This is a genomic window from Paraburkholderia mimosarum LMG 23256 = NBRC 106338, from assembly GCF_000739815.1.
GTDB lineage: Bacteria > Pseudomonadota > Gammaproteobacteria > Burkholderiales > Burkholderiaceae > Paraburkholderia > Paraburkholderia mimosarum.
Map to the genome: position 1 here is coordinate 1 of NZ_BBJJ01000105.1, position 15,692 is coordinate 15,692.

The following is a 15,692-nucleotide window of genomic DNA, read 5'->3' on the forward strand; positions in this document are numbered from 1 at the left end:
GCTCGAGCGGTGTCGCGAACATCTGGTGAAGGCTGCGGCACGGCATGGATTGAAGCTGCGGCAGAACTACAATCGCGGGGCGCCGCACCTGGCGCGTCAGATTGGCCGCTACGCGCATGCGAAGCAGTACAAGCGCATGAAGAAGGCGCTGCGCACGTTGCGCTCGCGCGTTGGGCGGGTGATGCGTGATGTGGAGCGTCAGCTCGATTCAGTTAGTGACGCCGGACGCGGCGCGCTAACAGAGTTGGTCGGTCGCACCAGGCGGATCCTGTCGCAAAAGCAGAAGGACAAGAACAAGCTGTACGCCTTGCATGCGCCGGAAGTTGAGTGCCTGGCCAAGGGCAAAGCGCGCACGCCGTACGAATTCGGCGTCAAGGTGTCGATCACGACGACCCACAAGGAAGGGCTCGTGATCGGAGCGCGCTCGATGCCGGGCAATCCGTATGACGGCCATACGCTGGCCGAGGCACTGGAGCAGGCGGCAATCCTAAGCGACGTGAAGCCGGAAGTGGCCGTTGTTGATCGAGGCTACAAGGGTGTCGCCGTCGATGGCGTGAAGATCTATCACCCGGGATTGCGACGTGGAATTACGCGGAACCTGCGCGCGATGATCCGACGACGAAGCGCGATCGAGCCCGCCATCGGTCACATGAAGGCCGACGGCAAACTCGATCGGAACTGGCTCAAAGGCGCACTCGGCGATGCGATGCACGCGGTGCTGTGCGGCGCCGGCCACAACCTGCGCATGATCCTCAGAAAGCTGCGGCTTTTTTACGCCCTCATTCTGATCGCTTTGCGCAACCGCTCGCCCACTGTCGTCTTCACGGCATGATGGCCGCGCCGCTCAAAACGAATTATTCAGGTCCGACTCAGTAAGGCGCGTCGGGGACTCTCGGCCGATCTGTTCGAACTGGCCCGTGCCCGCCTGATTGCACTTGCCCAACGCCATCTCGATTCGATGCGCTGGCACGGCCTGCGCCTGGCTGCCGCCGATGGCAGCCGTCTGCGCGTGGGCACGCGTCGCGGCCATGAACTGTGCGCCGATCACTACGCGTTTGCGCTGTTCCTGCCGGGGGCCGAACTGACCCTGCACGCCGCGCTTCATCCCGCCGACGGCGCTGAGCGGCAGATGCTGTTCGAGGCGCTGGACACACTGCAGCCGAGTAGCGATCTGCTGCTGCTCGATCTCTCGATCGCGGCTACATCGGCAACACGATGGTGGCTGCGCTCGTGCAGCGTGACATTGCGTTCTGCGTGCGCGTCGATGCCTGTAACTGGAAATGCGTCACCGCGTTTGCGCGCAGCGGCGAAGCCGAGCGCGTAGTGACGCTGGCGGCGCCCAGCGAGCAGGATGCCTGCGACTATGAACTGGCGCGCTCGCCCAGCACGGTGCGCCTGATTCGCGACGTCACCCCCAGCGGCCGCGTGCGTGTGCTGATGACTTCCCTGCTTGATGCGCGGCGCTACCGCGCTGCGGCATTCGGTATGCTCTATCATCAGCGCTGGCGCGTGGAGGAAGCGTTCAAACGCCTGAAGTGCCGGCTGCGACTGGAGGCCGTCACGGGTCTGGACTATCTGGCCCTGCAGCAGGACTTCGGCGCAAAAATCCTTGCTGACAACCTGTGCACCTTGCTCAGCGATCTTGATGTGCCGCGCGAGGAGGCATTGGACAGTCGTCCTAACCGGCTCTACGCGCTGGGCGCACTCAAGCCGATCCTCAGTGGCTGCCTTCCGCGTATCGCGCGCTGCCTGGAGAGGCTGCCCGCGGTTCTTGCAGTGATCCACCGCACCCGATGCCGCATACAGCCCTCACGCTCCTATCCCAGGCCACCCCCAAAGGCCAAACCCCATTTCCACCTCGCCTACAAACTCGCGTGATGCAATCGGGCTTAAGTTGAGGGCATTGCCGTGCGCCCCCCCTTGTTATCCGCGGGACGATCGCCGACGCGGTCTCGTTCTGTCATCCGCGTTGGGGTCCGACTATGGAGAGAAACAAGAGAACCATTTGAGGCTCGAGCTGGGAGCTCCCTCCGTTGATAGTTGCCTCCACGACTTCGTTTTAGAACGTGAACTCTTGTAGGTGCGGGAATTGCCTCTCCGTCCAGCCGGTCTGAAATAGCCGGTTCCATCGCAACGTTCGTGATGGCTGTGCACAACGTCCGCAAAGATTGAAAAAAGTTTGGAGTCCTAAAGCAGATTGGTAATCCATGATGCAGTTGTGCACCGAGTATCGGATGCGACTTCATTGCCGAGGCTTCGTCCAATGCGGCCGGCTTACCCAGAACCTTCGATGGCATGCCAGCTTTTCCGAAGGTTTCGTAATGGCTCTTGCACCCGTTTAAAGAACGCTTCAGCAAATCGGGCAACAACGCCTTTGCGGAACGATTCATGTCCGAATGACGTTCGACGCGAAAATGCGGCAACGGCGTGGCACAAGCAGGCGCGCGCAACAGCTTGGGAGGTCGATTTTCTTTGGGATTCCGTAGCCAACAGGTCAATTCAACAGCGTCACAGTCCCCGCTCACCGAAGACAGCCGAGCCAATTGTACAATTTCAACGCGCGAGTCAATAGGTCGAACAAGACACGGGGTGATGCATCAACAGCTCCAGAACTTGAAGGCGTAACCGGTGATCGGCCGCGCCTCGGTTACTTCGGGCGCCCGTCGATTACCTTCTTCATGCGCGAACAGACGTGTGTGCAGAAAGTCTCGGCGATCTGGCGGTTTGTCGTGAGGATGTTTTCTGTAGTGAGCGACTCACGCGACACGCCAACCCTGGCCATTTGCCGCTGGTGCAGCAGACCCGTCACAAACGTGTGCAGTAATTCTTTTCGGATATTGGCGTCCGCCGCCTCATAGAACTCCCTGCCGGCCTCGGCCTCCGAACGGACTTTGGCGGCCGCAATTTCAGCCTGGGCTTTCTCAGCTTCTCGTCGCTGCGACTCCGAGTATTGACGAGCGCGCGCTTCCTCCTGCGAATGCTGGGACTGTTGCGACTGAAATGCAAGCATCTTCTTTTCGGCGCCACCAATGCGGTAGTTCCCTTCGAGCGACTTGAATAGATAGCCCTTGGGGCTGATGGTGACCTTGCCCTGCGCCAGCCTAGTCTGCGTGTATTCGATGGCCTGCGCTAGGCGTTCATCCGTCCAGGTGTGCCGATTATTTGCAAGGCGCAGAAAGTCCAGTTCATTGAACGCGAAGTCGTTATGAAGCACGAGGTACATTTCATCCGGAATGCCTGCGCGCGCAGCTTCCGCGCCCTGTTTCTTCGTGAACCGGAAGCGCAGTTTCATCTTATCCGCGGACACGCGCGCGGCGTTCGCTTCCCAGCTGACTTCAAAATCCGACTCTTCGTTGAGCTGCTGCACGGCAGGTTCAAGGAAATGCTTCCGGAACTCCTTGAAAACCCTGCGCGACGCGCCGACCTTCCCTGGCCATTCGAGGACGTCCTCGTACGCGAACCACTCGGTTACACCATGGCCCTCGCATGGAATGAGGCGGTCATAGACCGCGCGCGCTAGCGATAGCGTGAACTTTGCAGCATCGCGCAGGCTGAGCCAATGAGCCTTGTATGGGCTGATGAGATATCGAATCACCCGCCCTGAGAGGAGGATGCAAACCACATTTCGTTCGATGTAACAATCGCCGAGCAGACTTATCGTGCCCCACGAGTCCTTCTCGGTTAGCTCCTCGATTGAGGGGGCTGTCATGATTTCAACGCGGGCCTTCGCGGCAGCACGCATCTGGGTGACAAGATGGCTGTGGTTGCGACTATCGTAGCGCATCAGCCACTTAAAGTAGTTGATGTCCTCGGAAAACGTGTAGACCTTGTCGTCGATGAGTTCATCCGGCGCCTTCGAAGCGACGATGAAATATGCCGCGTCGAGCACGCGGCGCGCAGCGATACCGAGTCCGCCGACACGGGTGAAGATGTTGTTTCGGAGATATCCGATGTCCCTGTCTGCCTGGTCTATCCGCGCGTCTTTCCCGGACATGTCGTCGTAGATGTCCAGGGCGAGTTGATGCGGCGTGGCGGGAAGCGTCGGCTTTTCCATTCGTTCTTTCGGCTTGATGCCGGCACTCTATCAGCCAAGCTGCGGCTGTCAACACAAAAACCACCCCTGATGTGGGGCCCTCCTTCTCGCACAAAAACCACCCCATACCTTCGAGCTGGCGCCCAAAAACCGCTCAGTCTTCTCACAATTTCTGCCCAACCAGACCCAATTTTTGGCCGCTGCGTCACAAAAACCACCCCTGTTTTCCCAAAAACCGTCTCTATTCCCAGCCTTTTTCTTTGATAACAAAGGGTTTTCCCATCGCTGTTTGTTAGTTTGTTGGTTTTTGTTTACGAAAAGCAAACGAACATAGGGGCTCGATAACCTGAAAAAGACGGCCCATAGAGAGCCTTGGAGGCGGGGTAACTAGCTGATTTCAATGAATAATTTAGACTGACGAGAGACGGGCACAAAAAGCTTCCCGGGGATGGTTTTTGTGTTCGCTACTTTCCCGCTCAATCTCGGGGAAGCGTGAATGCGTCGTCGCGCGCGGGCGTTCGCAATCTCAAGGCGCCCCTCGGATTTCAACGGCAAATCAAGCAACTAGCGCAGAACCTTGATGTGTCGGCTAAAAAATTGATCTCCATACAACCCTGTTTACACATAATGGTGTATTCTGCGCTACATCGTCAAAAACCCGGAGAAGTGCAGAATGGATGCAGTGGCTACCGCCCTCCCTATTGAAAGTCGTCGCACGACCCTGCGCGAGGTTGCAGAGTTCGCCGAAAAGCTCGCTCCATTCGCGGACAACCTGCGCGAGCAGATTCTCGCCCCGCGGCCGCGCAAGACTGCTCCCATATTTACTATCAGCGAACTGGCCGACATGTGCAATCTGTCGCGGCAGCAGATTCAGTATCTGGTGACAAAGGCGGACCAAGGGCTTCCGTCGGGCACGCTCAACGGCAGCGGTCGCAGCCGGACATTCACGCTTGCCGAAGTGCGCACGTGGATAAAAATGGCCTCAGACATCTATCAAACGCGACTCGCCGAACCGGGCAGCAATTTTCGAGGGCGGGTGCTGACGACGGCTCAGCTGAAGGGAGGTTCTGCGAAGACCACCACGACCGTTTGCCTCGGACAGGCCTTGTCGCTGCTCGGGCGCAAAGTGCTCATCATCGACCTCGACCCGCAGGCTTCCGCTTCGGAATTGTGCGGGCTGTATGCAGAGAAGGAAATTAGCGGTGAGGACACCGTCCTTCCTTATATCTATGACCAGTCTATCGAAGGCGGGCTGAGTTCGAAGGTGCAAAGCACCTATTGGGATGGCGTCGACATAATCCCGGGGCACACCTTCCTGTATGGCGCTGAGTTTCTGTTGCCGGCCCGGCAGAAGACGATGAAGGGGTTTCGGTTCTGGTCGGTGCTTCGTGAGGGCCTGGAGCCGCTGCGTTCGCAATACGACTACATCCTGATGGATACCTCGCCATCGCTTTCGTATATGAACCTCAACGCCTTGCTCGCCGCAGACGCACTCGTTATGCCGATGGTCCCGGAGAATCTAGACTTCATCAGCTCGATGGCTTTCTGGCGTCTATTTTCGGAAGTGGCTGGCGACTTCCTCGCGTACGAGGAAGACAAGGTCTATGAGTTCATCTCCATCCTTCTTTCCAAGGTGGATTACGGCAAGACTTCCTCGGCCCCGGTGGTTCGGCAATGGGCTCAGACAGCTTACGGGAAATGGCTGGACCCCTTCGAAATCCCGGCAAGCTCGGTGATGAGCGGTGGGGCCCTCTCATTCTCCACGGCACTGGATATCACGAATACGCATTCGACCGCTAAGTCGCTTCAGCGGGTGAAGCAACCGTTGATGCAGTACGCGCGTTGGCTTGACGATATGTTCGTTAAGAATTGGAAGGAGGAGGCATGAGCAATATTCGCGAGCAACTGTTGGCCAAGACTGCAGGGCTGGCGTCGCCGGCTGACATGACGCCGGTGAGGAAACAGGCTGATAAGGGTACTCGCAGTCCGCAAACCATGCCGGGACTTACCAGCGCCTTGACCGCTGCACAAATCCGGATCCAGGAACTTGAGGATAAAGGAGTAGGGACCGATTTGCCGGTCAACGGGATTTCGCCGAACCCATGGCAACCGCGCCGCGAATTCAATGAGACGAAGCTGCATGAATTGGCTCGCTCGATTGAAGAGACCGGACTACTGCAATCGGTGCTAGTGCGTCGAGTGGGCGATGACGCCTATCAGCTGGTAGCCGGTGAGAGGCGTTGGCGTGCACACAAGCTGCTGAACCGGGAGACCATTAAGAGTGTAGTTATTGACTGCACTGACCAGGATATGGCCGCCCTCGCGCTCGTAGAGAACGTCACGCGGGACGACCTCTCCGATTACGAGATTGCATTGTCGGTCCGCCGCGCGGAGAGTGAATTTCCGAATAAGACCCGTCTTGCAAAGACGATGGGCATTTCCAGAAATGAACTCTACCGATATCTTGCCTTCGATGAGCTTCCTGACTTCGTTAAGCGTGACTTAGACCTGAGGCCGACGTTGTTGCAATCAAATCAAGCGCAGGAGATTGTGAGCGCATTGAAGAAGACCGGCGATGCGGGCCTGAAGGCGCTAACCGAGTTGTGGTCACAGGTAGTCGCGGGTGATCTCCTTGAGTCCAAGATCGCACCCGCGATTCTGGCGGCAGCGACTCGCGGGGTGTCGACGCGCGACGCGGCGGGCCGCAGCATCCTCAAGATATTCTCTGGAAATGTCCAGGCTGGCAGCATCACCAAAGATGTCTCGGGGCTGACCTTCAAGTTCAAGGCCGGTGTGATTTCCGAGGAACAGGAGCGCACGCTCAGAGAGACCGTCGCGAGAATGTTCTCGGTACAGCCGGAGTAGGCTGTACCGATCGGATAAGAAGCCTCGCCACTCGCGAGGTTTTTTTTCGGCGGCAATTTCGTTGTGACCGTGCGACTGTTCGGATCCGAACAGTCTGCTCGAAGTAGTCGCATTTCGCGATCGAACCGAAATGGTGTTCGGGGCGGTGGTGGCTCGAACGTCTTGCGACCACTGCGGCGCGCGGGGACCGCGCATCGAACCGCTGTTGCGAGTGCCATCAGTGACTTCGCTGTTCGGATCCGAACACTTCTTGAAGAACGATCCGACGATCGAGCGCAAAGTTCGATGGCCTCAGGGTAGCCCCGCTAATCGCGCCTGAGAGCCCGTTCCAAACGGCATCAAAGGGTCAGCATATCGGCTTGCGCATCTATTGTTAGTCCAGCGTATGTGCTGTCTATCAGCTGGGAAAATCTCACGGCTTGCCGCTTCCTGCGCGTCCCGCCGCTTCTATGAGCAGGAAGTTGTCAAGGTGTTTCACCCCGAAGGACCTGGGCCAATGTCTCGTGAGTCTCCCAGTTCGCAAGTAGCGGTAATGGATTCGACGCCCCCCTGAGTGGTCCGAAGCCGGGTCATCGCGCGCATAAGACGTAAGACTCCAGTGTCCTACTCACTTCTATCCGCTGGCGCGTGGGCCAGCTTCATCCATATGCGCGTTTCGCTGCGATTTCTCCAGGAGCGTGCCCCATCTAAAAAGTCGGTTGCATCAGCAACCCGCGGCGGGAACGGGCATGTTCTCTTCGAACCGGGTTATTTGTCCATCCTTCAGTTTTGCGCCCCGCATGATGCCTGGCCAACTGAAGCTGACTTCAGCTGTGCGCCCTCGGGTATCACGCCATTCTTCAGATAGCGCCACAGGGCGATCGCAAGGCGCCGCGCCACCGCGACGATTGCGATACGCCGGGCGCGTCGGTTCGGTCCCGTGCCCCGGGGTGCGCCGGTGGAACCATTGGGTGAGCACACGACCGGGTTGATAGCGCAGCCACGTCCACGCCATCTCGACGAGCAGCGCGCGTACGCGCCGGTTGCCCTGCTTGCTGATGCCCTGATCGGTCTGGCTTTCGCCGCTGTCATACGGCTGCGGCACCAGCCCGACACACGCCCCCACCTGGCGCCGGTTGTGGAAGTCGCGCCAGTAAAGTTCGAGCGCGAGGCGGGAGGCGCCGACTTCGCCAATGCCTTTCAGGTGCGCCAGGGCGGCGCTGCGCGCGCGTGCAGGCGCCGGCACGCTGGCTTGGCGTGTCTTCTCGAGTATGGCGAGCTGCTGGGCGGAGAACGCGCGCCGTTCGCACTCGCGCAGCAGTCGCTCGCGCAGTTCCGGCGGCAGGGGCTCGCCGTCGTGACACCGCACCTCGCCGCGCGCCAGCCGCTCGGCAAAGGTGCGGTGAGCGACGTCTTCCCAGCAGCCGAGCGTGGCCAGCAGCTTGCGCATGCGGTCGAGGTGCTGCAGCACTTCCTTCTGCAGTTGCCCGCGTTCGCGCATCAGGTGGCGCGACGCTTCATCCTGCGCAGACGGCACGTGAACCACGTGCATGCGCTCGCGCTCGCCGCGCAGCCATGCGCGCAGGTTGATGACCAGCTTGATCGCATCAAGCCGGTCGGTCTTCGCGCGACGCCTGTGGCGCTCGACCGGAATGCTGGCCGCATCGACGACGTAGCACTCGATGTGGCGAGCCTGCAGCGCGCGACAGATCCAGAACGCGTCCTGGCCGGCTTCGTAGCTGACGACGATCCGTGCGCCCGACGGCAGCAACCACTTGTCCCGGTGGGCCTCGACCAGGTCCAGCACCGCCTGCAGACGCGCCCCGGCCTCGGGTCGCGCGACCGTGTGTACGGCCGGCTGCTCACGCCGGCCGTCATGCAGCGCGACCTTCCACTTCGCCGCAGCAAGCTCGAGTGACACTGCCAGCACCGGTTGCTCGCAACCCGTCGCAAACGTCTGATCCGTGCGCATGATGCTCTCCTTGTAGCAGGGGGTCGACCGGCTGATTTTATCGATCAGCCGGTAGGGCAGATATCCTGCGCATAGGATCTAAATTTCATCAGAGGTGGTTGGACACGACACGCACGAAGTTGATGCAATCAGTGGAGAAAGGCCAGGATTTCCCGATTTCTGCCACCTAGTGGACTTAGACGGCCTTCTGTCCGGCAGGCCGGCTCGCACGCTTGCCAATCAGGAGACAACACTGGCGACCGTTGCTACTTTTTCGATGCCGCGTTTTCGCTCGACTCGTGTGTCGGTGGACGTTGTGCTGAGAGACACAGGTGCTCCAGCGCGGTGGACGACGTCAAGCGGCACGTTGCGCGCGATTGCATCCGTGGCCCACTTGTGGCAAACGGCGTGCGGCGCACCTCGCGCGACCACGCGCTGAACGTGCTTGAACGGGATGCTCTCATCTGCAGGCGAAACGGAGCAGCGTGGGTCATCAGGGCGGGAGGCCGTCGACGCCAAGCCCTTGCCTGGATGCTTATCCTTCGCGGTTGTGGCAGGAACGAGGACGGCCGAGAAGAGCGCCCCTCTCCGCATGACAGCGCGTCGAAGCCGTGGCCACGTCGGGCCGACGAGCACGCAGGGGGCGAACCGCGTGCTACGGAAAGCATGCCGTCCCTCACTTGTTCCCCTTGCACAAGACGGCCCGCTGCGATTGCGTACCTTCGAACCGATGCGCTCAGGTACCGGGCCGCACTTGGCGACTGCGGAGCTTGCTGCCCGACTGATGTACCTAACGACAGAACGGAGCGGCGCGCCGGTTTATAACGTGCACGGACGCATCTTGGGCTCCGGGGTAAGAGCAGAAGACCAAGGAGGGGAGGACCTGGCGCGCGCGTGCCCGTCGAATATCTGTCTTCCACGGAGAACGTCGCACAGAGACGACCGGGTATGGCTGTCTTGTTGGCAATACGGTTAAAGCGAAGGATTTCGTCGCGAGCCACCTCGGTGCGGGCTGCCGCCGGGGCGCTGGCGCGAGGAAAGGTAGTGTCTTGGGCATGCTGATCCCGTTCGATAAGGGGGGCGAGGAAGTCCGCGAAGGGTTTGCAGCTATCGACATCACCCTAGACATGGCTCGCGCTCGACAGTTGCGCGCATAGGAACAAGTTATTCCAGTTCCCTCTGATAGAGGCCTTAGTTTTGTCGCGGTCGCGATGAAGGTAGGCGCCGATGGTATGAAGAACACTCTGAACGGCGGTGAAACACAAGCCCCGCAGGTCTCCTCGCTCCTGTCCCAGGTCTTTCGGTGCGGAGCCCGCCCTCGAGGTGCACCTTGGTATCCGGCTCATCAAGTATCAGGTTTGACGCGTGGCTTTTCCGGTTCGGGCTTAGTCGGTGCGAGGAGTAGTCATCCGCTCTCGCCATTTCTCGGTGATGGCCCATACTCGCAGGCGCCCGGTGATTATCGCCGGGAGAAGCGGTTCGGATCTTGCGGCCGAATACAATCGTTCAATTTAATATGACCCTATTTACGGTGGCACATTCGGTTTCGCGCTAGCTGCCATTCGAGAACAAACGAATCGTTGCATGAGCGCGCTTTGCGACCGGACTAGCGTGAAACCTCGACGAGAGATAGCGTATTCGGCTCAACTCCTTACACAACGGGACGTTTGAAGGAATTTAGGGGCAATGTTTCACGAGAAAATACCTGCTGAGCGGTATAGATCGGGGAAACAACTAGAGCCTATCCAGTCCTTCATCTATCCGAATACTGATTGTATTGGATGATACGTAATATGTAGTGCTTTACTTGTCAAATTCGCTTGCGCAACGGCGGCCTACCTTATTGTCAATGCATCCCTTGCCGGTGCGGTAATGGTGCGGTAGATCTGGTCGCGGCTGTAGCTGAACAGTAAGCGAGTCCACCGTACCGTCTCGACGTTCCGATCAGAAGTTGCCAGAGTAGCCCCCACCACATCGAGTAGTGGGGACTACTTTGACAACAGAAGCACCGATGAGAACTGGCCGCAAAGGCATACCGAATCATCCGCTCGAATTCCGGCGCGAGATCGCCAGGCTGGCGAGCGAGCCCGGAGTTTCGGTCGCACGCCTGGCGATGGAACACGGGCTGAACACGAACCTGGTGTTCAAATGGCGCCGGGCGCTGCACGCAGGTGAATACGATCCCGTTGATCTGCTTCCCGTCAAGATCGATGCAGCAGTGACCGGGGTCGCGCCACCGGCATCGATTCCAGCGCCGGTCACAGCACCACCGGGGGCTATCGAAATCAGTGTCGGCAACGCCCGGGTGCGTATTGAAGGCGCACCTGACGAAAGTACCTTGATGCTGGTGCTGCGCATGTTGCGCGGTATGCCGGGAGCAGCGGCATGATCGGTCTGCCCAGCCACACGCGCGTCTGGCTGGCTGCCGGCGTGACCGACATGCGCTCAGGCTTCAACAGCCTGGCCGCGAAGGTCCAGACCGTGCTGGAACGCGATCCGTTCAGTGGTCATGTGTTCGTGTTCAGGGGCCGACGCGGCGATCTGGTCAAGGTGCTGTGGTGGAGCGGTGACGGCATGTGCCTGCTGATGAAACGTCTGGAGCGCGGGCGCTTCGTCTGGCCGCGCGCCGATGGCGGCGTCGTATGCCTGAGCCAGGCGCAACTGTCGATGCTGCTTGAAGGCATCGACTGGCGACAACCCGTTCGCACAACCGAGCCCAGTTCTGCGTTGTAAACCTCCCGGCGTCCGCGTAAACTGCAGGAATGACCTCGGCGAACGCCTATCCTGACGACATCGAAGCACTCAAGGCGATGCTGCGCGAGCGCGATGCCCGTATCGATCATCTGGAGGACGTGGTCGAATCGCACGCGGCCGTCGTAGCCACTGCAAAGGTCGAGATCGAGCACCTGAAGCTGCTGATCGCGAAGCTGCGCCGCATGACGTTCGGCCGAAGCTCCGAGAAGCTGGACCGCCAGATCGAACAGCTTGAACTCCGTCTGGAAGATCTCGAAGCCGATGAAGGCGCCACTCCCATCGAGGTTCCGAAGACGCCGCGCACCGCACCGGAGCAGGTCGGTCGCAAGCTGCTGCCCGAACATCTGCCGCGTGAGGTGCTGACGTATCTGCCGGAATCGGGAGAAACCTGCACCGCGTGCGGGGCAGCGATGAAGCAACTCGGCGAAGACATCGCCGAACAACTCGAATACGTACCCGCAAGCTTCCGCGTGATCCGTCATGTGCGGCCAAAACTGGTCTGCACGTGCTGCGACCACATCGCCCAGGCAAGCGCCCCCAGCCGTCCGATTGAGCGTGGTCTGGCAGGCCCGGGCCTGCTCGCGCATGTGCTGGTCGCGAAATTTGCGGATCACCTGCCGCTGTACCGTCAGTCGGTGATCTACGCACGTGCGGGTGTCGAACTGGATCGCTCGCTGCTGGCGAAGTGGGTCGGTCACGGCGCAAAGCTGGTGCAACCGCTGGTTGATGCGCTACGTCGGCATGTCATGGCAGCCACGAAACTGCATGCCGACGATACGCCAGTGCCTGTGCTCGCGCCGGGCAACGGCCAGACCAAAACCGGGCGGCTGTGGGTGTACGTACGCGATGACCGGAACTCGGGTGACATCACGCCGCCTGCCGTATGGTTCGCGTACAGTCCCGACCGTAAAGGCATTCATCCGCAGCAGCATCTTGAATCGTTCGGCGGCACCTTGCAGGCCGATGCGTATGGTGGCTATCAGGCCATCTACGAAACGGGCCGCGTTGCTGAGGCAGCATGCTGGGCGCATGCACGCCGTCAGTTCTACGAACTGCATGCCTCACGACCCAACGCATTTAACACCGAAGCACTCGAACGCATCGGCGCGTTGTATCGGGTCGAGGATGCGGTTCGGGGCAAACCGCCCGATGAGCGTCGCGCGTATCGGCAAGCCCATGCCCGACCGCTGCTCGATCGACTCCATGCGTGGCTGGGCGCCATGCTGGAAACGCTCTCGCGCAAGTCCGACACGAGCCGTGCGATTCTCTATGCCCTGAACCGGTGGGAGGCGCTCACGCGCTACTGCGGTGATGGACAACTGGAGATCGACAACCTGGCGGTCGAGCGCGCGCTGCGCGGTGTGGCCATCGGACGCCGTTATGCGCACTTCGGGATTATGGGGAGAACGATCCGTCCCGCGAATCCGCGCCAAGCTCTAAGGCGTCCAGAGAGCAGCGCCGAGGGGTTCTAACTCAGCATAATAATCTGTGGTCTGATGAAGTCCGCGAACCTGCCTGCGGAGACCATCATGTCCACCAATGCATGCCTGAAACGCCTCGCGCGCCGAGACTGGTTGATATACGGGCCGTTGAGCCAGTTCATCGATTCGTACATTGGTGAGCTGGAACGACTACGTTATGCCCGAGGTACTATCGGAGCATATCTCCGATGTCTGGCTCATTTCAGCTACTGGATGAGGAGCCAGCGGCTATCTGCTTCGGATGTTGATGATGCGCTTGTCGAACACTTCGTCCAGCGTCATCTTCCGGTCTGCCGCTGCCCAGAACCCCGCCGAACTGTTGTGTGGGAGATGCGCGCAGCACTGCATCATCTTTTGGCGTTGCCATTTTACGCGGACGTCGTCCCCGCACCCTCGCCGGGGCCACTGGCAGACGAGTTGCACAACTTCCAAGAGTATTTGCGCGACGCGTGCGGTCTTGCTCGGTCGACGTGCCTCTATCGTGTTCGGCACCTCGAAGCATTTTTCGCTAGCTGCACGCCAGATGACCTCGCTGAGTCCATCAATCCGACGATGCCGGCTGTCGACTCATTTCTGACCACCCTTGCCAGGCAACACTGGAAACCCAGTTCGCTCGGGGTCATCTGTACGAGCCTGCGTAGCTATCTGAGATTCCGAGCTTTGCAAGGTGACGATACTCGCATTGCGATTTCGACTTTGCCGATGATCGCCAATTGGCCAAACCGGAAGCCGCCGAAGGTACTCTCGGATATTCAACTGGAGCATTTCCTGCGGGCCTTTGACGTCAACACCCCGTCCGGAATGCGCGACTATGCTATCGCTCGCTGCATCCTTGATCTTGGCCTGCGCGGAGACGAAGCCACCCGCCTGACACTTGACGCAATAGACTGGCGACGTGGCATCGTGACCTTACAGCACACCAAGAGCCAGCGTGCGCAACGTATGCCGTTGCCTGAACAAGCGGGTGCTGCTTTAGCTCGATACCTGCGAGCGGGGCGGCCGCCAACCGACAGTCGATTTATATTTGTACGCCACCGGGCGCCGTTCGGCGTTCCGTTAAGCGTCGCGGCGATTCGCAACGCTATGAACCGGGCGTTCGCACGCTGCAACCTGGACGATCAGTTCTGCAATACACATGTGCTGCGGAGGTCAACCGCCACGCGTCTGCAGAGGGCAAACGTGTCGATCAAGGAGATCGCTGATCTGCTAAGGCACCGGAGCTTGGACACCGCCCGCGTCTACGCTCGTGTGGATATTGAACGCCTGCGCGAGGTTGCCCTGTCGTGGCCGGGGAGCACGACATGAACATCACCGGCGGTTGGGCCGCCCGTGTGGCGGCATATCTTGCGTATCGACGCAGCTTCGGCTTCGAACTGGCAATTGATGGCAGGCAACTCGAATCCTTCGCCCGCTTCGCTGATCGGCGTCGCGCAGAGCATCTGACGCTGGATCTCGCAGCGGACTGGGCTCGCGATTCGAAGCGAGCCTCCTCGATCGGCTGGGCTCGCCGTATCGAAACACTGCGCGGCTTCGCCAAGTTCCAGATGCGTACAGATCCCACAACGGTCATACCACCGAGGAATTTGCTCGGTCGCGGACACCGTCGGCTGGTGCCACATATCTTTACTGAGCAGGAGATTCGAACGTTGCTGGCTGAAGCCAGCCTGCTTGGGCCACCAGGAGGTTTGCGCCCCGCAACGTGTTGCGCGTTGTTCGGCTTGCTGTTGACGACAGGATTGCGGATCTCCGAAGCGATTCACCTGACTGTTGCGGACGTCGATCTCGATGCCGGCGTGCTTAACGTCCGCAACTCCAAATGTCATCAGCACCGCTATGTCGCCATGCACGATACAGTCACCAGGCAGTTGCGGGAGTATGCCAACTTCCGGGACCGATTTGTGCCTGATCGATGTTCGGATCGCTTCTTTCGGAGAGAAGGCGGTCAGCCGGTAACCCAACGCCAGATGCTGTACACGTTGCACGCAATATGTGAGAGGCAGCTCGGCTGGAAACCTCGCGGAGACTACCGTCGTCATCGTCTGCATGATCTACGACATACCTTCATCGTGCGCAGCGCGTTGCGCTTTTACCGAGAAGAGGAGGACATAGGGAGATGTCAGTCAGCATTGTCGATCTATCTAGGGCACGCCAAGGTAGTCGATACCTATTGGTACTTTACTGGCATCCCCGAGCTGATGAACTTCGCGGGCGAACGCTTCCAACGCTACGCTGAGGGGGTTCCAGCATGAACAATTCCCTGTTGGCTCGACCTGCCGAATTCGCCGCTTTGGTCCAGCGCTTCTTTACCGAGCGTCTGATGCAACAACAGGCTGCGAGCCCGAGAACCGTCGCGGCATATCGCGATGCATTCCGTCTTCTGCTCGGCTACGCCGAGGAACAATGCCGCAAGTCAGCTGCACAACTTACGTTGCTCGACATCGACGCAGACCTCATAGTTGGATTCCTCGCCTACCTCGAAGTGGAGCGCCACAACTCAGTACGAAGTCGTAACGCGAGGCTCGCCGCAATACGCGGTTTTGCGCAGTATATGGCGTCCCAGTGCCCGCCGGCTTTGTTTATCGCGCAGCGTATTCTGGCCATTCCGATGAAGCGCGCCGACAAGCCAATG

The 15,692-nt window shown here is 59.6% G+C and carries 11 protein-coding genes and 2 pseudogenes; 10 read left to right on the top strand and 3 right to left on the bottom strand.

Annotated features, from left to right (window positions below):
* A partial coding sequence (locus BMI01S_RS33370; protein WP_042292189.1) for an IS5 family transposase occupies positions 1 to 832 on the top strand: 832 nt, incomplete at its 5' end.
* A 12-nt stretch (positions 833 to 844) separates the two neighbouring features.
* Here BMI01S_RS33370 and BMI01S_RS43425 read toward each other — a convergent pair.
* A complete protein-coding gene (locus BMI01S_RS43425; RefSeq protein WP_051381573.1) occupies positions 845 to 1,105 on the bottom strand; it encodes a hypothetical protein in 261 nt (86 codons plus the stop codon).
* A gap of 110 nt (positions 1,106 to 1,215) precedes the next feature.
* Between BMI01S_RS43425 and BMI01S_RS39795 the strand changes: the two genes are divergently transcribed.
* Entirely contained in the window at positions 1,216 to 1,878 is a 663-nt protein-coding gene (locus BMI01S_RS39795) for a transposase (protein WP_051381572.1), read from the top strand.
* Between the two features lie 769 nt (positions 1,879 to 2,647).
* On the opposite strand, the gene BMI01S_RS33380 is transcribed toward BMI01S_RS39795, so the two are convergent.
* On the bottom strand, positions 2,648 to 4,054 hold the full coding sequence (locus tag BMI01S_RS33380) for a replication initiation protein (protein ID WP_028214988.1): 1,407 nt from the start codon (positions 4,052 to 4,054) through the stop codon (positions 2,648 to 2,650).
* Positions 4,055 to 4,706: 652 nt separating this feature from the next.
* On the opposite strand from BMI01S_RS33380, the gene BMI01S_RS33385 reads away from it, so the two are divergent.
* Positions 4,707 to 5,921 carry a ParA family protein gene (locus BMI01S_RS33385; protein ID WP_028214987.1) on the top strand — a complete coding sequence of 405 codons (1,215 nt, stop codon included), beginning with the start codon at positions 4,707 to 4,709 and terminating at the stop codon, positions 5,919 to 5,921.
* On the top strand, positions 5,918 to 6,898 hold the full coding sequence (locus tag BMI01S_RS33390) for a ParB/RepB/Spo0J family partition protein (protein ID WP_028214986.1): 981 nt from the start codon (positions 5,918 to 5,920) through the stop codon (positions 6,896 to 6,898). The genes BMI01S_RS33385 and BMI01S_RS33390 overlap by 4 nt, the downstream gene beginning before the upstream one ends.
* A gap of 762 nt (positions 6,899 to 7,660) precedes the next feature.
* Here BMI01S_RS33390 and BMI01S_RS33395 read toward each other — a convergent pair.
* Positions 7,661 to 8,849 (bottom strand): annotated as a pseudogene (locus BMI01S_RS33395) (IS110 family RNA-guided transposase).
* A 1,960-nt stretch (positions 8,850 to 10,809) separates the two neighbouring features.
* Here BMI01S_RS33395 and tnpA point away from each other — a divergent pair.
* The 6 genes and pseudogenes from tnpA to BMI01S_RS33425 all read left to right on the top strand — a co-directional run.
* Positions 10,810 to 11,217 carry an IS66-like element accessory protein TnpA gene (tnpA, locus tag BMI01S_RS33400; protein ID WP_028214424.1) on the top strand — a complete coding sequence of 136 codons (408 nt, stop codon included), beginning with the start codon at positions 10,810 to 10,812 and terminating at the stop codon, positions 11,215 to 11,217.
* Positions 11,214 to 11,561, top strand: a complete 348-nt coding sequence (gene tnpB, locus BMI01S_RS33405; RefSeq protein ID WP_028232630.1) for an IS66 family insertion sequence element accessory protein TnpB — start codon at positions 11,214 to 11,216, stop codon at positions 11,559 to 11,561. The genes tnpA and tnpB overlap by 4 nt, the downstream gene beginning before the upstream one ends.
* Before the next feature lie 77 nt (positions 11,562 to 11,638).
* A pseudogene (gene tnpC / locus BMI01S_RS33410) lies at positions 11,639 to 12,961 on the top strand (IS66 family transposase); the annotation flags it as partial.
* A gap of 150 nt (positions 12,962 to 13,111) precedes the next feature.
* Positions 13,112 to 14,368, top strand: coding sequence for a site-specific integrase (locus tag BMI01S_RS33415; protein ID WP_028232629.1), 1,257 nt, complete (start codon positions 13,112 to 13,114; stop codon positions 14,366 to 14,368).
* The gene (locus tag BMI01S_RS33420) at positions 14,365 to 15,312 is read left to right on the top strand and encodes a tyrosine-type recombinase/integrase (protein WP_028232628.1); all 948 of its coding nucleotides are present in this window, start codon (positions 14,365 to 14,367) and stop codon (positions 15,310 to 15,312) included. The genes BMI01S_RS33415 and BMI01S_RS33420 overlap by 4 nt, the downstream gene beginning before the upstream one ends.
* The coding region (locus BMI01S_RS33425; RefSeq protein WP_042292192.1) for a site-specific integrase at positions 15,309 to 15,692 on the top strand (384 nt) is incomplete at its 3' end. The genes BMI01S_RS33420 and BMI01S_RS33425, both read left to right, overlap by 4 nt.